This is a genomic window from Apibacter sp. HY039 (genome assembly GCF_004023655.1).
In the GTDB taxonomy this organism is placed as follows: Bacteria; Bacteroidota; Bacteroidia; order Flavobacteriales; family Weeksellaceae; genus Apibacter; species Apibacter raozihei.
On the sequence record NZ_SAYM01000003.1, the window covers coordinates 65,816 to 85,330 of the forward strand.

General features: G+C 31.0%; 15 protein-coding genes. 6 read left to right on the forward strand and 9 right to left on the reverse strand.

All coding sequences use genetic code 11. From position 1 onward, the window contains the following. Nucleotides 1-296 precede the first annotated feature (296 nt). Complete coding sequence (locus tag EQ921_RS07700; RefSeq protein WP_255424458.1) at nt 297-2,831, forward strand: TonB-dependent siderophore receptor; 2,535 nt, start codon at nt 297-299, stop codon at nt 2,829-2,831. Nucleotides 2,832-2,855: 24 nt separating this feature from the next. Here the strand turns inward: EQ921_RS07700 and EQ921_RS07705 are convergent, their stop codons facing one another. Together EQ921_RS07705 and EQ921_RS07710 are read right to left on the reverse strand one after the other, a co-directional pair. Beyond that, on the reverse strand, nt 2,856-3,440 hold the full coding sequence (locus EQ921_RS07705) for a YdcF family protein (RefSeq protein WP_128331204.1): 585 nt from the start codon (nt 3,438-3,440) through the stop codon (nt 2,856-2,858). Between the two features lie 92 nt (nt 3,441-3,532). After that, nucleotides 3,533-4,516 carry an acyl transferase gene (locus EQ921_RS07710; protein WP_128331205.1) on the reverse strand — a complete coding sequence of 328 codons (984 nt, stop codon included), beginning with the start codon at nt 4,514-4,516 and terminating at the stop codon, nt 3,533-3,535. A 151-nt stretch (nt 4,517-4,667) separates the two neighbouring features. On the opposite strand from EQ921_RS07710, the gene EQ921_RS07715 reads away from it, so the two are divergent. Beyond that, complete coding sequence (locus EQ921_RS07715; protein WP_128331206.1) at nt 4,668-5,225, forward strand: nucleotide exchange factor GrpE; 558 nt, start codon at nt 4,668-4,670, stop codon at nt 5,223-5,225. 36 nt (nt 5,226-5,261) lie between these two features. Then, nucleotides 5,262-6,386: a molecular chaperone DnaJ gene (gene dnaJ / locus EQ921_RS07720; protein WP_128152816.1), complete on the forward strand. Its 1,125-nt coding sequence runs from the start codon at nt 5,262-5,264 to the stop codon at nt 6,384-6,386. Between the two features lie 118 nt (nt 6,387-6,504). Here the strand turns inward: dnaJ and mazG are convergent, their stop codons facing one another. The 5 genes from mazG to metK all read right to left on the reverse strand — a co-directional run bounded on the left by mazG (nt 6,505) and on the right by metK (nt 10,268). Beyond that, nucleotides 6,505-7,275, reverse strand: coding sequence for a nucleoside triphosphate pyrophosphohydrolase (mazG, locus tag EQ921_RS07725; RefSeq protein ID WP_128331207.1), 771 nt, complete (start codon nt 7,273-7,275; stop codon nt 6,505-6,507). 67 nt (nt 7,276-7,342) lie between these two features. Then, nucleotides 7,343-7,945: a DUF5606 domain-containing protein gene (locus EQ921_RS07730; protein ID WP_128152814.1), complete on the reverse strand. Its 603-nt coding sequence runs from the start codon at nt 7,943-7,945 to the stop codon at nt 7,343-7,345. 36 nt (nt 7,946-7,981) lie between these two features. Then, on the reverse strand, nt 7,982-8,557 hold the full coding sequence (gene def / locus EQ921_RS07735) for a peptide deformylase (protein ID WP_128152813.1): 576 nt from the start codon (nt 8,555-8,557) through the stop codon (nt 7,982-7,984). A 1-nt stretch (nt 8,558) separates the two neighbouring features. Beyond that, nucleotides 8,559-8,972, reverse strand: a complete 414-nt coding sequence (gene ruvX / locus EQ921_RS07740; protein ID WP_128152812.1) for a Holliday junction resolvase RuvX — start codon at nt 8,970-8,972, stop codon at nt 8,559-8,561. 27 nt (nt 8,973-8,999) lie between these two features. Then, entirely contained in the window at nt 9,000-10,268 is a 1,269-nt protein-coding gene (gene metK, locus EQ921_RS07745; RefSeq protein ID WP_128152811.1) for a methionine adenosyltransferase, read from the reverse strand. A gap of 93 nt (nt 10,269-10,361) precedes the next feature. On the opposite strand from metK, the gene EQ921_RS07750 reads away from it, so the two are divergent. After that, a complete protein-coding gene (locus tag EQ921_RS07750; protein ID WP_128331208.1) occupies nt 10,362-11,300 on the forward strand; it encodes a M48 family metallopeptidase in 939 nt (312 codons plus the stop codon). A gap of 65 nt (nt 11,301-11,365) precedes the next feature. Here EQ921_RS07750 and EQ921_RS07755 read toward each other — a convergent pair whose 3' ends face one another. Both EQ921_RS07755 and tsaD read right to left on the reverse strand, forming a co-directional pair. After that, nucleotides 11,366-11,989: a hypothetical protein gene (locus EQ921_RS07755; RefSeq protein WP_128331209.1), complete on the reverse strand. Its 624-nt coding sequence runs from the start codon at nt 11,987-11,989 to the stop codon at nt 11,366-11,368. Nucleotides 11,990-12,001: 12 nt separating this feature from the next. Continuing rightward, nucleotides 12,002-13,018 carry a tRNA (adenosine(37)-N6)-threonylcarbamoyltransferase complex transferase subunit TsaD gene (gene tsaD, locus EQ921_RS07760; RefSeq protein ID WP_128152808.1) on the reverse strand — a complete coding sequence of 339 codons (1,017 nt, stop codon included), beginning with the start codon at nt 13,016-13,018 and terminating at the stop codon, nt 12,002-12,004. Nucleotides 13,019-13,020: 2 nt separating this feature from the next. Here tsaD and EQ921_RS07765 point away from each other — a divergent pair, with 2 nt between their 5' ends. Both EQ921_RS07765 and uvrC read left to right on the forward strand, forming a co-directional pair. After that, nucleotides 13,021-17,505 carry a hypothetical protein gene (locus EQ921_RS07765; protein WP_128331210.1) on the forward strand — a complete coding sequence of 1,495 codons (4,485 nt, stop codon included), beginning with the start codon at nt 13,021-13,023 and terminating at the stop codon, nt 17,503-17,505. 104 nt (nt 17,506-17,609) lie between these two features. Then, nucleotides 17,610-19,403, forward strand: a complete 1,794-nt coding sequence (gene uvrC, locus EQ921_RS07770) for an excinuclease ABC subunit UvrC (RefSeq protein ID WP_128331211.1) — start codon at nt 17,610-17,612, stop codon at nt 19,401-19,403. The last annotated feature ends 112 nt before the right edge of the window (nt 19,404-19,515 follow it).

A 19,515-nucleotide genomic window follows, 5' to 3' on the forward strand; every position in this document is an offset into this window, starting at 1 on the left:
CAATTATAAACAAATGTAGTAAAAAGTATTTTATAAGTTAATGATTTTAAAATGCGTTTAATTCCCTAAGATTTTCGACAATCTCTTTAATAATTTGGTTAAGTTTTATCTAATCGGATTACAATTATATATTCAGGTTTTCCATAAAATCATTCTTGAAAAAAGTAAAGTAAAAATAAATTTTGTATATAAAATCTTAATTTTATATTTTTGCTTATATATTGATGTAAAATTTTGTATTTATATATATTTTTAATATATAAATCTAAATTAATTTTTTTTAAAAATAATTTTCTATGAGTATTCTTAAGATGAATAAAAATTTTCTACTGGTCTTTTTTCTAATTTTTATAAACAATTTTACAGGCTTCTGCCAGATGAGTGTTTCAGGATATATAATGGACGAAACATACAATCCTGTAAATAAAGCTAAAATAATTATAGATGAAGCTGAACAATCATCAATAATTTATTCGGATAGTACAGGATATTTCTATATTGATAAAATTAATGCAGATAAAATTATTGTAACAATAAGTGCATTAGGATATTATACACAAAATCAAACATTAGATTTAAATAGAGTTCAATCTTTAGATGTTATACTTAAATCTGACTTAAAGCATAAAAATAATGATTCAAAATACACCGAACTATCTTCGATCAATGTTACGGGTAAAAATGAAAGTTATATCAACAATTATAGTTCCAGTGCAACAAGATTATCAATGCTGGCTAGAGAAGTTCCACAATCAATAAATTCTATAAATCATAATATTATCGAAGACCGGCAGACATTTCAATTGGCAGATGCAGTTAAAATTGTTCCCGGTGTAGAATCTAGCAGTTTTTACAATCAGTATACCATACGAGGGATAAGTCAGAATGAAGAAGGACAAATAATTAACGGAATGCGTACCAGACAATATTATTTTTTACAGCCATTAACAACTAACATAGAAAAAATTGAAGTAATTAAAGGTCCGGCAAGTGCTACTTTTGCAAGTGTAGATCCGGGAGGAAGTATAAATTTAATTACTAAAAAACCTTTAGTTACAAGTAGTAAAACCATAACATTGAATACGGGAAGCTATAATACAATACGGGGCGCTTTAGATTTTACCGGACCGTTAAACGAAAATAAAACATTATTATATAGATTAAATGCAGCATTTCAAAAAGCGAGAAGTTACAGGGATTTAGTGCATAACGATGCTCTGCTGCTATCACCTTCATTCACGTATAAATTGAACAACAAAACAAAAGTCAATATAGAGACCATATATACTAATCAAACAGGTAATTTAGATAGGGGACAGCCTATATTCGGAGCAGTTTCCGGAATAACAAATTTAAAAAGTACACCCATTAGCCTTAATTTAGGTAAAGAAGGAGATTATTATAAATCTGAGAATTTAATACTTATGGGTACATTTACACATGCATTCAATAAACAAATAAGTATGAATGCTGCTTATATGAAACAAACTTGGAAAGAAGATCTTCAAGAACACAGAACAACTAATGCATTTGCTGTAGATGTAAATAATAATCCGGTTAATTCTTTAGTGGGAATGCAATACGTAAAACGTAAACAAAACTGGAGTGTAGATAATTTTAACGCTTATATTAGTTATAATTTCAAGACAGGACCCATTTCTCATGATCTAATTACAGGTTTTGATTTTAGCGCATGGAAAAAAATTAAAGGAGGTAACCAAAGTGCAGCACGAGGGTATATATTGAAAGATGGAAGTGTTACCAGTCGTTATGATCCTACAAAGGCAGAACAATATGAAACCGTGACAATAAATAATGTTACTTTACCGAAGCCGAATGTTAATTATTTTGATTTAATAAATTTGAATCATACATCCTCGGAGAGCAATTACATAATGAATTCACAAATTACTATTCCTCCAACTTTATCTATAAATCAAGCTATTTATATACAAGAACAATTGAGATGGAAAAGAGTCATAGTTATAGCCGGAATTCGTCAGGATTGGTTTGAAGATAAAACAAATTATGATGAAAAAAATGAAAAATCCTTTAAAAATAATAAATTACTTCCCCGATTAGGTATCACTTTGATTTTAAGTGATAACATAAACATTTATTCAACCTATTTAGAAGGATATCAACCACAAAGTAACACGGCAAGTTTATTACCCAGTACAGGTAACTATAATTGGAGTACGGAATCTGCAGCAAGATTCAAACCTTTGATCAGCGATTTAAAAGAAGCTGGTATTAAAACCAATTTTTTCAATAATAAGTTGGTAGCCAATCTCTCTGTTTATGAAATAAATCAAAAAAATTTATTAATGAATGCTAATCTCGCTCAATATCCCGATTCATTAATCACCAGAGGAGCTGAAAGAAGTAAAGGTTTAGAACTAGAAATATCACTTAATATAGCTGCCTATTGGCATTTATATGCATCTTACTCTTACAATGATGCAAGAATTACCAAGGATAACAATCCCGATTTAATTGGTGCCAGAAAACAGAATAGCCCCTATAACAGTGCCAGTTTCTGGACAAGGTATAACTTTCAGAATATTGATATTATAAAAGACTGGGGGATTGGTGCAGGCTTTCAGTATAATAGTAATCGTATTCCTTGGTTTGACAGAACATTCAAAGTACCTTCTTATTTTTTAGTTGATTTAGCTTTATATTATGCTCCCAAAAATACAAATATGCAATTTACGTTCAATGTTAACAATGTAATGAACAAAACCTATTGGATTGGAGCACAAAATTATCTGAGACTGTTTCCCGGAGCTCCACGTAATGCTTTAGCTACAGCCACTATAAAATTTTAATACTATTTATGATTTTTCAGATACTTATTTAAAAAAGTAATAATAATAGTAACCGATAAACTCTCTGAGCAAAGTTCCCGGATGATATTCTTTATTATAATAATGTGAGCTGGCTGAACCAAAATTATAAAATCTTTTTTTATAATACATAAGCTTAATGCGTGATATATGATAATATTGAGAAATAATAATAAGTTTTTTAAAATTATTATCCTCCATAATTTTTAATGAATTTTCAACATTTTCTTCTGTATTAATAGCTTCCGTATCAGCAATAATATCGCCCAACCGAACTCCGTTTTTTAATAAATAAATCATCATTAAATCAGCTTCACAATAACCTTTATGAGCAATACCTCCGGTAACTATCAACTTTTGAACCTGACCCGCTTTGTATAATTTTAATCCAATGTTTAAGCGTCTTTCCATAGATTTAGATAAAGAACCGTCTTTCCGGTTTTTTGAACCGAAAATAACACCTACATCTGCATCTCTTATATCTTCCTGAATACCATCTGTAACAATTATAACAGTGTGTACAATAAACCAGAAGAAAACCAGTGAAATAAATACAAGTGTATACTTGAATATTTTCTTATAATAAGACATTCAGTCAAGTTTTAAACGGTTGTAAATTTATAAATGATTTCTAATTAAAAACTACTAAAACAAAGTTAAAAAAGTTAAAAAATAACGGAAAATTATAATAACAATAAGCTACAGCCTCTGATATCAGAATTATCCATTCTTCCTAAAACCTGAAAAGAATCAAAAACAGTTAATTTTCCCAAATCTTGAGTGGATATAAAGGAACAGCTATGATAATTTGCTAAATCAATAATATTAATTCCACCTGTTTTTCCATTAGTTTCATAAGCAAAAGGATCCTCTGCATCTCTAATTAAAATTTTCATCCAGGGAGGGCATTTATAAACATTTTCACCTAAAGAGTATGCTTGTGATAATAATTCAGTCATACTGTATTCAGAAAAAATATTTTGTGTGTTGAAAGCATTCTGAAGTTCTTTAAGCAGCTCATCTTTAGTAATTTCTTCTTTTCTCCCTTTCATGCCTCCAGTCTCTATTACATAAGTATTTTTTAAGTTTTGAGGAAACATATTAGCAAAGTCAAGCAAAGCGTATGACACACCAAATAATATAATTTTTTGATTTTTAGATTCCAGTTTTTTAATAAGTGAATTAAGATCTTCAAAATTATATAGAAAATAACCGTTTTCTTTTTTAGACGATTGCTTCATTAGAAAATCAACCATATAAATCAATGAAGAATTTTTCTTTTCCAGATAAGAAGGTAATAAACCTAAGTAAATATATTCAGAAGGTTCCCCAAAAAATATTTTAAAAGATTCCAAAATACTTTTTTGATAAATCTTAGCATCTCCAATTAAGTGTTTGGAGAGATTTTCAGAAGTAGTTCCGCTACTTTGAAAATAAAATACATCAGAATTAATATTATTATCGAGTATTTTATGCTTTTTAAAAAATTCAATTGGTAAAAATGGTATTTCTGTATAATGTTTAATTTTATTACTATCAATTTTCAAAAAATCTACAAATCTTTTATATACATAAACATTGGTATACTGATAATTGAATATTGAAACTGCCGCATTATTAAATTCTTCTTCAGAATTTATAGTAAATATATCGTTTGGATTTATCATTAGAATTTTAATCACTAAAATTTGAATGTGTAAATTTACTAAGATTGATTGAAATATTTAAAAATATGATCTTACGTCGATTTGACAGTAAATTTAAATTGGCAGTAAAATTGATATTTAATGAATAATAATTTTAAAAAGGAATTCAATCATGTCAAAACATAACGAAAACGAAGAAAATGAGTTAATTGAAGAGCCTAACAATAATCAAAATTCTCAGGAGGAAACTGAAAATGTTGAAAATTTGTCAGATATTAAAAAAGATTCCGGACTAGAGGAAAAATTGGCACAAGAGAAAGATAAATTCATTCGGTTATTTGCAGAATTTGATAATTATAAAAAACGTGTAACCAAAGAGAGACAGGATTTAATAAAATATTCGAATAAAGATTTACTTGAATCTTTATTACCTGTATTAGATGATTTTGACAGAGCAATGAAAGAACTGGAAAAGGATGATACTAATGCAGCTGTTTTGGAAGGTGTAAAACTTATATATAATAAATTGTATAACACGCTGAAGGATAAAGGATTATCTCCTATAGAAGTAAAGCCCGGAGATGATTTTAATCTGGATTTACATGAAGCTATTACGCAGATTCAAGCTCCGGATGAAAGCTTAAAAGATAAAATCGTAGATGTTGTGCAGCAGGGGTATTTATTGCACGATAAAGTTATTAGATATGCTAAAGTAGTTATCGGAAAATAAAATTAATCATAGTTCTTATTATTAGTAGTTGTAAACATGTCAAAAAGAGATTATTACGAGGTTTTAGAAGTTTCCAAAACTGTTACTGAAATTGAGTTAAAAAAGGCTTACAGAAAGAAGGCAATAAAATTTCATCCGGATAAAAATCCTGGAGATAAAGAAGCCGAAGAAAAATTTAAAGAAGCAGCGGAAGCTTATGAAGTATTGAGTGATCCGCAGAAAAGGGCTCGTTATGATCAATATGGTCATGCTGGTGTAGGAGGTGCTGCCGGAGGAGGTTTTGGTGGCGGAGGAATGAATATGGAAGATATTTTTTCTCATTTCGGTGATATATTTGGTGGAGCCTTTGGTGGCGGAGGTTTTGGAGGATTTTCTTCACGGCCACAGCAGGTACAGGGTTCTAATTTAAGAATACGATTATCACTAACTCTCAAAGAAATTATTAATGGAGTAGAAAAAACCATAAAAGTTAAAAGGTTTAAATTAGCACCAGGTGCAACCTCTAAAACTTGTCCTACTTGTCACGGTTCAGGTCAAACCCGAAGAGTAATGAACACTCCTTTTGGACAAATGCAGACACAGACCGTTTGTGGTACTTGCAACGGAACTGGAAAAGTTGCCGATCATATACCTCCGGGTGCCAATAATATGGGACTTATAAAAGTTGAAGAAGAAGTTACTATCAAAATACCGGCTGGTGTTAGAGAAGGAATACAAATTCAGGCTCGCGGAAAAGGAAATGACGCCCCGTTTGGAGGTATTCCCGGAGATTTAATTGTTGTCATTGAAGAAATTGAAGACGAACACCTGAAAAGAGAAGGAGATAACCTTCATTATGAATTATACATTTCAATGCCTGAGGCTGTTTTAGGAGCCAAAAAAGAAATACCAACAGTAAATGGTAAAGTCAAAATTACTGTTGATGCTGGAACTCAATCGGGTAAAATACTTCGATTAAAAGGTAAGGGACTTCCACAAATGCAGGCTTATGGTCATGGAGATTTGTTTATTCATATTAACGTTTGGACACCTAATCCTGGTAAATTAACTAAAGATCAAAAAGAGTTTTTTGAAAAGATGGTAGAAGACGAGCATTTTTCTCCTAAACCGACTAAAAATGATAAAACATTTTTTGAAAAAATAAAAGATATGTTTTCTTAATTAGGTAATAAATAAGATAAAAAAACCTTAAGCAATAGTTTAAGGTTTTTTTATCTCACTATATATTTTAATATGCTAGGCTTAGTAATTAAATTTCTATTGATTCAACCCAATAGACTTATTTTTCAAAAGCTTTAGCATCATTCCAAAGTTTATCCATTTCGTTAATAGTTAATTGAGAAAGTTCTTTATTAAATTCATTGGCTAGTTGTTCCATCTTTTGAAATCTTGAAATGAATTTTCGGTTAGTTTTTTCCAGTGCATTCTCTGGATTAATCTGATTATAGCGCGCATAATTAATTAAAGAAAACAAAACGTCACCAAATTCAATTTCTTTATTTTCTAAATCATCTTCATTTTCAAATTCATTAATTTCTTCTTTAATTTTGTTAAGTATCTGACTATTATTTTCAAATTCAAAACCGATACCTTTTACTTTTTCCTGTATTCTGTAAGCTTTAATTAAGGCAGGTAGAGAAGAAGGAACTCCTTCCAGCACCGATTTTCTTCCTTCTTTTAATTTTAATTTTTCCCAATTCTGTTTTACTTCTTCTTCATTTTCTACTTTTACATCACCATAAATATGCGGATGCCGATATACTAATTTATCACATATACCATTTAAAACATCTCCAATATCAAATAATTGAGATTCAGAAGCAATTTTAGAATAAAAGATTAGATGCAGCATTAAATCCCCTAATTCATTTTTAATCTCAGGAATATCATTGTTTTGAATGGCATCCGCTAATTCAAAGGTCTCTTCAATAGTGTTATTTTTTAAAGATTGCATCGTCTGTTTTTTATCCCAGGGACATTTTTCCCGGAGTTCATCCATAATATCAAGTAGTCGATTAAATGCCTTTAAATTATTTTGTCTTGAATTCATAGTCTAAAGATAATAAAAAAAGGAACTGTTTCAAAAACAGTTCCTTTTTAAATAATTAATTGTAAACTTACTTATCTGTTTTCTTTTTAGATGCAGCTTTAGTAGTTTTAGCTGTTTTATTTTCTTCTATACTATCTTTATCGTCTTTTTCAATTTTTTTCTTGGTAGCTTTTGCAGGTTTAGAAGTTTTTTCTTCACTTGTTTCAGCAGTAATTTCTTTTTGAGCTTCTGCTTTCTCCATTTCTTCTTTAGCTTTAGCTAGATTTTCCTGATATGTAGCTACAGATTTTTCAGTAATAATCTTATTCTTAACTAATATGTTATACCAGGAAAATAATTTTTTCAAATCAGAATCATATACTCTGTCGGCAGCATAATCTGGCTGAACTTCTTCCATTAAAGCTCTTAGCTTCTGAGAATCGCTTTTGTTAAAATCAATTTCCTTATAATCATGCTTAGCTGAAATTGTAATTAATACAGTTACTAAAGGAACTTCAGAATCTTGAGTATAAATAGAAATATTTTGTAATAAACTTACCTGACTGTTCGAGTTAATAGATAATTTCTTTTGAGAGGTAAGGTCTTTTACAATAAATCCACCTTTTGCCTGAGATACTAATTCAAATAAACCGGGTTTTCCAGTAATTGCAATTATTTTCGTAAGATCCATAATGTGTGTTATGCTAATATTATATTTATTTAATAATTAATGAGAAGGAAATTTCATTCGATATGCAACATCAATATTTCCTTTACTAATATTGTTTAGTTTTCCTTTAACCAATTTTTTCTTTAATGGTGATAAGTGGTCAGTAAATAAAATTCCTTCGATATGATCATATTCATGTTGAATTATTCGAGCTCTTATATCTCCGAAAGTTTCTATTTTTTTATTCCAGTCCTGATCAAAATATTCAATTTTAATTATTTCAGGTCTGCTTACATCTTCTCTTATATCGGGAATGCTTAAACAACCTTCATTGAATTTCCAGGGCTCACCACTTCTTTCAATGATTCTAGGGTTGATAAATACTTTTTTACAATCCAGTAATTCATCTTTAATAGATTCATATTCTTCATCTTCTGCCAATGGAGAAGCGTCTATGATAAACAGGCGAATATTAAGACCAATTTGTGGGGCAGCTAAGCCAATACCATAGGCTTTGTACATGGTTTCATACATATTGGAGATCAATTGATCCAATTCAGGATAATTTTGATCGATATCTTCTGTCTTTTTTCTTAATATAGGATCGCCGTAAGCGAAAATAGGTAAAATCATCTTATTGTTTTTTATCTAAATAAGTTTGAAGTATAAGCGTAGCACTTACTTCATCCAATAAATGTTTATCTTCTCTTTTCTTTTTATTTTTGCCACTCATACTTATTGAATGTGCTGCTATTTTGGATGTAAATCTTTCATCAATTCTATCAACCGGAATATCCGGATATAAAGTATTGATTTTTAAAATACATTTTTGAATTAAATTTTCAATTTCCGATAGTTCCCCGTTAAGACGTACAGGTAAACCTATAACTATTTTCTCAACGGAATTTTTGAGAATATATTTTTCTAAAAAAGAAAATAAATCTTTAGTGAAAATGCCTGCTAATCCACTTGCAATAATTTGCATATCATCAGTTTCTGCTAATCCGCTTCTTTTTTCTCCGAAGTCTATTGCTAGTATTTTAGGCATAAATATTAATATAATTAATAAAGAGATTTACAGATTAAATTCTTTTTTAAGAGTTTGAACAAAATCAAGTTTTTCCCAAGTGAAAAGTTCAACTTCAATTTCTTTAACTTCTACATTTCCACCGTCACTGTTTCTTTCGAAACGTTTAACAATTGTTTCATTTCTTCTTCCCATATGACCATAAGCTGCTGTTTCAGCATAAATAGGGTTTCGAAGTTTTAATCTTTTTTCAATGGCATAGGGACGTAAATCAAATATTTTTTCAATCTTTGCAGCAATTTCTCCATCGGTTAGATTAACTTTAGAACTGCCATAAGTATTTACATACAAACCACAAGGTTCGGTAACCCCGATAGCATAGGATACCTGTACAAGTACCTCATCAGCGATTCCAGCTGCTACTAAATTTTTTGCAATATGACGTGTTGCATAGGCTGCGGAACGGTCTACTTTTGAAGGATCTTTTCCTGAAAAAGCACCTCCTCCGTGAGCTCCTTTACCACCGTAAGTATCTACAATTATTTTGCGTCCCGTTAAACCAGTATCACCATGAGGACCTCCAATTTCAAATTTTCCTGTAGGATTGATATGATATATGATATCACCATCAAAAAGTGCTTTGATTTCTTCTTTCGATTCTGCTTTAACTTCAGGAATTACAATATTTTTTACATCGTTAGCAATTTGTTCCAACACTACTTCTTCATCCTGATGAAACATATCATGCTGAGTAGAAAGAACAATAGTGTCAATTCTAACCGGTTTATTATTATCGTCATACTCTATAGTAACCTGAGCCTTAGCATCCGGTCTCAGATAAGTCATTACTTTACCTTCTTTTCTTATTTTAGCAAGAACTTTTAGAATGCTATGTGAAATATCTAATGCCATAGGCATAAAATTATCAGTTTCATTGGTTGCATATCCAAACATCATTCCCTGATCACCAGCCCCTTGCTCTTCCTTATTTACTTTATCAACTCCACGGTTAATGTCTTGAGATTGTTCATGTAATGCCGATAATATACCACAAGATTCAGCTTCAAATTTATATTCACTTTTGGTATAACCTATTTTTCGGATAACATCCCGGGTAATATGTTGTAAATCAATATAGGTATTTGATTTTATCTCTCCCGCAAGAATTACCTGCCCCGTTGTAACTAAAGTTTCACAAGCTACTTTAGATTCGGGGTCGAAAGCTAAGAAGTTATCAAGTATAGCATCAGATATTTGATCTGCTATTTTATCTGGGTGGCCTTCCGATACCGATTCGGATGTAAATAAGTAAGGCATATTTTTTGATTTTATGTTGTTTTTAAATCTTTGCAAATTTAATAACATTAATTAATAAATTTACTATATAGCTAATATAAATTATATAAATCTATGAAAGCGAATAAATTAATAGCAGCTTCTGCCGTTGCTTTGCTTACAGTTGCTTGTGCAACTAACCCTCTCACAGGAAGAAAATCATTAAATTTTGTTTCAAACTCTCAAATTTTGCCTTTATCCTTCCAGCAGTATACTCAAGTTTTGTCATCGAGCAAATTAATTACCGGTACTGCTCAGGCCAGACAAGTATCTGAAGTTGGTAGTCGTATAAAAAATGCAGCTGAAGCATATTATAAATCCATAGGGCAGGAGGCTGCCTTAAATGGTTATGAGTGGCAATTTGTATTGATAGACGATCCAAAAACAATTAATGCCTGGTGTATGCCTGGAGGAAAAGTTGCTGTATATTCAGGAATTTTGCCCGTTACAAAAACCGATGCAGGACTGGCTGTTGTTTTGGGTCACGAAATTGCTCATGCACTGGCAGGTCATGGAGCTGAAAAAATTTCCCAGTCTTATGTTTCCCAGGTGGGGGGGCAATTGTTAAGTGGTGTTACAAGCAATCAACAATTAAAAGGAGTGATTAACGATTATTATCCAATAGCCAGTAATATTACTTTATTAAGATATGGCAGAAAACAAGAGACTGATGCTGATGCTATGGGACTTTATATAATGTCAATGGCGGGATATGATCCCAGAGAAGCACCTTTATTCTGGGAAAGAATGATAAAAGCAACTGAAGCTTCAGGGGGAAATAATACTCCTGAATTTTTATCAACCCACCCTAATCCGGAAAACAGAATCGCAGATCTTAACAAAGACATGTCAAAAGCGATGGAATATTATAATTCCAGTCCTTATAAGAATAGTTCAGTAAAAAGTTATTCGGAAACTAAGAACACATCGACGTCTAAAAGTTCAAATGCTACTAACAATAAAGGAAGTAACAAAACAAATCAAAAACAAAATAAGGCGTATATGTATAAATAATATCATTTATGTATTAATAAATAAAAAGACTTAACTTATTAGGTTAAGTCTTTTTTTATCAGATATTAGAGTGATTTTTTTATTTCTAAATCTTTAACCGCTATTTGAGACCCTAAAGTAACGTATCCCATAATAGTGGTAGAAAATTCTATCCTATCTATAGCTATAACAGATTTGCTGTTAAGAAGAAACTGTAATTTTGAGTTTGATATATGTATTGAGAATGTATTATAGTCATCTAATTTTAAGTTCTCATTTTTATGCATATAATAAGTCTGAGCTTTGGAAGGGTTGAGACTTTCTCTTGAAATACAGACTTCTTTCTTATCATTAATTCCAAAAAACAAATATTCTTTCGGATCTTTTAGATTATCCGCTAAAATAATCAAACCACCTAAAGAACCTGCTTTGTAAAACTTATTAAATTTAATTGATGATTCGATCCATAAATTTTTTTCTTTAATTTGAGGCTCTATTAAAGAGAAGTTTATGACATTATCAAATTCATTGGTAGAAATAAATTGCCTGTCAACAATTTTATTTGACAAATAAGAAGTTGTAAGAGTATCCCATCTGTTATGGTTATTTTGAAAATCTTCTTTAAATAAAATTTTATTTTTTTGACAGGAAAATGCTAAACTTACGAATAAAGTTATAAGAATACTATGCTTGAACAAATTTTTTATCATACGTATTTGCTATTAAATTTTATATCTTGCTGTTGCAGCTACAGATAAATCTGAAAAAACATTATACTCATATTTTATACTTCCTACAACAGCAATCATTGCGGCATTATCCGTGGTATATTCAAATTTTGGTATAAAAGTTTTACAATTAAAAGTTTCTTCCAGCTTTAGGATTTCAGATCTCAATCTGGAATTTGCAGATACTCCTCCGGCAATCGCAATTTTATTTATTCCGGTTAATTTAACAGCTTCTTTAATTTTAATAAGTAGAGCATCCACAATTGTTTTTTGTACAGAAGCACATAAATCATGTAAGTTTTCCTGAATAAAGTCTGGATTTTTCTGTATTTCTTTTTGTATAAAATACAATACAGATGTTTTAATCCCACTAAATGAAAATTTTATTCCATCCAGCTTTGGCTGTGAAAATTTAAATTTATTTTCGTCTCCCAGCTGTGCCATTTTATCTAAAAGCGGACCCGCGGGATAATTCAATCCCAATAATTTTCCTATTTTATCAAAAGCTTCGCCTGCAGCATCATCCAAAGTTTCTCCGAGAACAGAAAGAGTAAAATAATTATCGACTTTAACAATTTGAGTATGACCTCCGCTTACCGTTAAGCATAGAAAAGGAAAATTTATGGAATTAGCATTAGCGTCTTCAATAAAATGCGCAAAAATATGACCTTGCATATGGTTTACCTCAATCAAAGGAATTTGTAAAGACATAGCTAAAGATTTAGCAAAGCTGGTACCTACAAGCAAAGAACCTAATAATCCGGGACCACGTGTAAACGCGATTGCATCTATATCTTTTTTGGTTATATTTGCTTGTTGAATAGCTTGCTGAACAACAGGTACTATATTTTGCTGGTGTGCTCTTGATGCTAATTCAGGAACGACACCTCCGTAATTTTGGTGTACTTTTTGTGCAGAAACAATATTGGAAAGAATAGTTTTTCCTTTAATAATAGCTGCTGATGTATCATCGCAAGAAGATTCTATTCCTAAAATAATGGGTGTTTTCATTTATGGCAAAGTTAAAAATTAAAAAGATATTCAGAAGAATACTAAATACAGTATTATTTGCATTTTACATAATACTCTTTGTATTTCTGGCATTTATAGTAATAATCAATCTTCCTCCGGTTAAAGAAAAAATTGCGCAGGCAGGTATTGAATTTCTTAATAATCAATTTAAGACTCAAATATCTGTTAAAAGTGTTGAAGTAGATTATTTTGGTAATCTGGTTTTAAATGAGACAGCAGTCAAAGATCATCATAATTTCGATTTTATTAAAGTTAAAGAAGCAAAAGCTTTTTTTAGCACTTATTCATTAATAAAAAATTTATTGATTGATAAGAAAAACAGTCTTAAAATAAATCAGATTCGATTAAAAGAACCAGTAGTAAGAGTTATTACTTATAAAGGAGAAGATCGAGATAATTTTTCACTATTCATAGATAAATTTAAATCAGATAAACAACCATCGGATCAACCTTTTAAGCTTGAAGGAAGAGCAGATATTGTAAATGGTCAGTTTTCAATTGTCAGTCAAAATCAACCTAAAGAAGATCAGACCTGGCTGGATGCTAAAAATTTAAACCTGAAAGTCTCGAAAGTTAAAATTAACGGTTCTGATATAAATGTTTGGGTTGATTTATTTAATTTTAAAGGTAAGAGATATAATGACAATTATATTGTCAATCAGATTTCAGGACTTGTTCATTATTCTGAAACGGAATTATCGTTTAAAAATTTAATTTTGGAATCTGATACTTCCTTATTACTGGGCAGCCTTTACTTCAGACATACTAAAGAAAACGGATTAGCAAATTTTAGTGATCAGGTAAGTTGGGATTTGGATTTAAAAACAGGTAGTAAAATTTCCGGAAAAGATATAAGGTATTTCGTAAAAGATTGGAATTCGAATGCTATCATGCAAATATCTTCAACGGCAAAAGGACCGCTTAATAATCTGGTTTTAACAAATCCTATATTTTCATCAGAAAACACCTTTTTTACAGCTCCTTCTCTGAAATTAAAGGATTTAGTTCCATCTGAATCTGGTAAATCTTTTGCAATAAACACTCAGGGAGCTAAATTACAAACTTCTTATCCATCATTAAAAAATTGGTTACCAAAATTCATATCTGCTAAAATTCCGGATATACTCACTAAATTTGGTACGGCAAATTATACGGGTGATTTTTCAATTGATAAAAATTCCATTGTTACGAAAGGTAGTCTGATAAGTGCTTTAGGGCTGGTAAAAGCAGATGCTAAGTTACATGATTACTCATCTGATCTTCCTAAGTATGAAGGAGAGGTGGAAACTACCGGTTTAAATCTGGCTCCGTTTACACAGTCATCTACAATTGGTCCTATAACTTCAAAAGTATATTTTGACGGCAAAGGTTTTAAATTAAACCATATGGATACCAAGTTTGACGGTAAACTCGAACAGATTGAGATTAACGGTAAAGTACTACATAATATAGCTGCCGTAGGTAATTTGAAAAATAAAGTTTTCAGGGGCAAAATAAATACCGAAGACAGCCATGCCAACTTTAACTTTGAGGGAAATCTTGACTTTTCCAGTAAAACTGTTAAAACTGAATTTTTAGCCGATATTAAAAAGTTAGATTTAAGTTATTTTACCACAGTGGTAGACAAAAATACTTCTTTTAAAGGTTTGGTAAATACTAACATATCTTTTAGTACTATCGATGATTTAATAGGGGAAATTAATCTTTCTCAAATAAAGGTAACCAAAGATACGGTTACTACCGCCTACAATGATATTCAAATAAAGACAACCTCAGACAACGGTAACAGGAATTTTGATGTATTTTCTCCTAATATGATAACTGCTAACATTTATGGAAAATACAAACTTAATGATGTTCCAGCCATGTTGCAGGAGGGAATCGGTAACTTATTAGTAAACTATAAGCCTAAAAAGCGATTTGTTAATCAGGAATTTTCTTTTATTCTGGATATTCAAAAAGATTTATTTGACTTATTGATGCTGGATGTTAATATTTCTCCCGGAACTACTATTATTGGCAGATATATTGGTGAGGGAAATCAGTTGCAGACACAGGTTATTTCACAATACATTTATTACAAAAACATAAAGCTAACTAATCCTAATCTTTTTCTGAATACGGCTGATTCGCTACGTCAATTTATGGGATCGCTATCTTCTTTTGAAATAGATAAAAATAAAATAGATAATATTAATTTTTCCGGTTTCAAAAGAAATGATACCTTATTTGCGTCTACGAACTTTTACCATGGAAAATACAAAGGAAAACAAACTAATTTCGACCTTAATTTATATCAGACACGTAGAGGTAATGATATGATTTATGGTTTCAGACCATCAGATATAAAATTAAACAAAGGAAAATGGACGTTAAATCCCGATTTTAAACCAGATGAAGCTATTGTAAAGTATAATGTAATCACCAATAAGCTATCGCTGGAAAACATTGTAGTAAAATCAGGAGAATCAGAAGTGAACTTATCCGGAGAGTATGAATCCAAAGATAAATTTAATTTTGATTTAAATTTAAAGGAGGTAGAGCTTTCGAAAGTTATTCCTGAAAGCTTTTTAAAGGACATGACATTTGAAGGGATTGCTACGGGATCAGCCAAAATAACAAAAACTCCGCAGGAATTTAAACCGTTGGTAGATCTGGATGTCAGCGGATTGAAGTTTAATAACCAGCCTTTAGGAGATCTGATTATGGATGCTTCTTATGATGCTTCAGAAGATAAATACGTTCTGGATACTAAATTAATGAATAATGGAGTTAAGAATTTTTCTGCTGAAGGATTTATCAAAAACGAGACAGGAAAGCCCGCTCAAGTAGATATATCTTTAACTGCAAATAAGTTTAATGTAGCTCCTATAGGTACATTTTTGCAGGCAGTTTTTTCTAAATTCAGAGGAGAAGCAACCGGAGATGTTCATATTACCGGCGATTTGACTAATCCACAATATCAGGGAGTACTGGCAATGAATAACGTAGGTTTTACGGTAAATTTTTTAGGTGTTGATTACCAATTGACCAAAGAACAGGATTTACAAATTTCCAATGGTGTTTTTTATCTGGATAATATTGAATTAATGGATACGGTAAATGGTTCAAAAGGAACGGTTTATGGGGCATTGTTGACAAAAAATTTCCAGGAATGGGGATTGAACTTAGACTTTTCTACAGAAAAGCTGTTAGTTTTGAATACGACCATGAAGGAAAATGATTTGTTTTACGGGACTGTATATGCTTCGGGTACATTTTCAATTACAGGTTCCACAGTTTCCGGAATTGAAATTGCAGCCAAAGCAAGAGCTTTAAGTGGAAGTAACCTTACTATAAACAGTAGCAGTACAACAAACGCTACTGATATAAGTTTTATAAAATTCCTTCCTGATCAGCCGAAAGAAGGAGAAGAAATGGAAGTAAAACCACCTTTAGGCCTTACAATAAGTGCTGATGTCACCGCTGACAGTAATTCGGTAGTAAATCTTATCATCAGTCAGGAAACCGGAGATAGGATACAGGTGAGAGGTGACGCTAAAAACTTAAAATTTAATATGTCGCGTGCAGGAACCATAACAATGGAAGGTACGTATACAATTACCGGTGATAGTAAATATTACTATAATATGTTTGTAAATAAAGATTTTACAATTGTACCCGGTAGTAAGATACAATGGGAAAACAGAGGGCCTACAGAGGCTAATCTGGATATTACAGCTACCTATACCCGATTAGTTAGTAATATAGGAGACTATCTGGGTATATCTACAGTTCCAGCTACCAATGTCATAGTAAAAGCATTATTAACAGGTTATTTATCCAAGCCAAGCATCAATTTCGATATTGATGTCGAAGGAGCTTCTTCAATAAGGGATCAGTTAAGAAGTAAGATTAATAATAACGAAGGAGAAAAATATAATCAAGTTGCAGGAATAGTTGTTTTCGGAAGTTTCTTATCCGATAAAATGGGAGGGAGCAGTTATGCTTCTTCTGCATATGATATTGTTTTAAAACAATTAACCTCTGTTATCAATAACATTAGTGGTGTATTTTCTTTAGATGCTAACTTTAATGCAGGTTCTAGAGTGGATAATACAAGCGATAGAATATCTATAGATCCTACCTTCAAACTAAACAACCGATTATCAATAGTCGGCTCTGTCAATATGCCACTGGAACAAAAGAGTGCAGCGGATGTTTGGACATATGGAGCTAAAATAAATTATGATATTTCAAAAAACAGTGATAAATCTTTAGTATTGAGCGGATTTTCCAAACCATCTACTTTTGGATTGGAGACTTCTTTACTAGGAAATTCAGGAGCCAATAATCAGGCTTATGGAGCAGGTATTGTCTATAAACGTTCATTTAACCGATTGAGTGACATTATAGGAAGAAAAAAGAAAGATAAAAAAAATAAATCAGACTCAATACAAGTAGCGCCTACTGAAGGAAAAAAATAAAAATATATCCCGATTTTTCGGGATATAATTTTTTATAATTGTTTAATACTTAAAAATATTAAAATAGTCCGATATTTGTAAAATCTTAACACTAAATTTGTAAAATGTCTTTAGAGCTTCAACTTAAAACGTTACCTAACAAGCCCGGTGTATATCAGTTTTTTGATGAGGAAAATAAAATTCTGTATGTAGGGAAAGCAAAAAATCTAAAAAAAAGAGTTATTTCTTATTTTAATAAAGAAAATTTCGGAAAGACTAAAGTTCTGGTTTCCAAAATTCGTAATATTAAAACGACAATTGTAGATACGGAATATGATGCATTGCTTCTGGAAAATAATTTGATTAAAGAATATCTGCCACGATACAACATCAGGTTAAAAGATGATAAAACCTATCCCTGGATTTGTATTAGAAAGGAGCCTTTTCCCAGAATATTTTTGACCCGTAAACTGGTATATGAAGGTTCGGAATATTATGGCCCTTATACATCTGTTATAGTTGCCAGAACCTTGCTGGAATTAATTAAAAGTATATATCCGCTACGAACCTGTAATCTGGATTTGAAAAAAGATAAAATTGAAGCTAATAAGTATTCAGTCTGTCTGGAATATCATATTCATAATTGTTTGGGTCCATGTGAAGAACACCAATCGCTAGAAAATTATCTGGACAATGTTCAGGAAATTCGTGAGATTATAAAGGGAAACATTACGGAACCCTTGAATTCTTTACGAAAAAAAATGATGACCTTTGCTGGTGACATGGAATTTGAGAAGGCTCAGCTAATTAAAGAAAAGCTGGATTTGCTTGAAAAATACCAGGCAAAATCAACAGTAATTTCACCCACTATTTCAAATGTAGATGTATTTGGAATAACTACAGATGAAACAGCAGCTTACGTAAATTATTTTAAAATTGTTAAAGGTAGAATTATTCAATCGTATACTACAGAAATAAAGAAAAAACTGGATGAATCTCCGGAAGAAATTCTGGAAAAAACCTTAGTGGAAATTAGAAAAAAATTTCAATCTTTTTCTAAAGAAATTTATTTGCCTTTTCCTATTGATTTGGATATACCTAATGTTAAATTATCTATTCCCAAGATAGGAGATAAGAAAAAAATTCTTGATTTATCGGAAAGAAATGCTAAAGAATACAGACTGGAAAAGCTTAAACAAGTTAAAATTATTGATCCTGAGCGCCATTCCAATAGAATAATGGCAGAAATGAAAATGTTACTTCATTTGCCTCAGGAACCACGCCTTATTGAAGGTTTTGATAATTCCAACATTCAAGGTACCAATCCGGTTTCTGCTTGTGTTGTTTTTCGAAATGGTAAGCCCAGTAAAGGAGAATATAGAATATTTAATGTTAAATCAGTGGAAGGGCCTAACGATTTTGCAACAATGGAAGAAGTCATTTTCCGCAGATACAGAAGACAGCTTGATGAAGGAAATGAACTACCTCAGCTAATATTAATTGATGGAGGAAAAGGTCAATTGAGTTCTGCCTATAAATCTTTGGAATTATTAGGACTGGCTGGAAAAATTCCCATTATTGGTATAGCAAAAAGACTGGAAGAAATTTATTTTCCTCACGATTCTATTCCGCTATATTTAGATAAAACTTCAGAAACTCTAAAAGTTTTGCAAAAGGTAAGGGATGAGGCTCACAGATATGGAATTACCCTTCACAGAAATAAAAGAAGTAAAAATACATTTACTACAGAATTAGATAATATAAGCGGAATTGGAGAAAAAACCATCCAGCAGCTATTAAGCCATTTTAAATCTGTGCAAGCCATTAAAAAGGCATCACCAGCTGAAATTGAAGAACTGATTGGTAAAAAAAGAGGAGATCTTTTGCAGGAATATTTTAGGTTAGATCATTCAAAATAGTAAATCCTGAAACTTTATTGTAGTAGAAAAATTAATATAGATAGATATTTTAGGTCTATTCATCTATAAAATAAGAGTTTATATAGATGTAGTGTAATTACTATAAAAAATG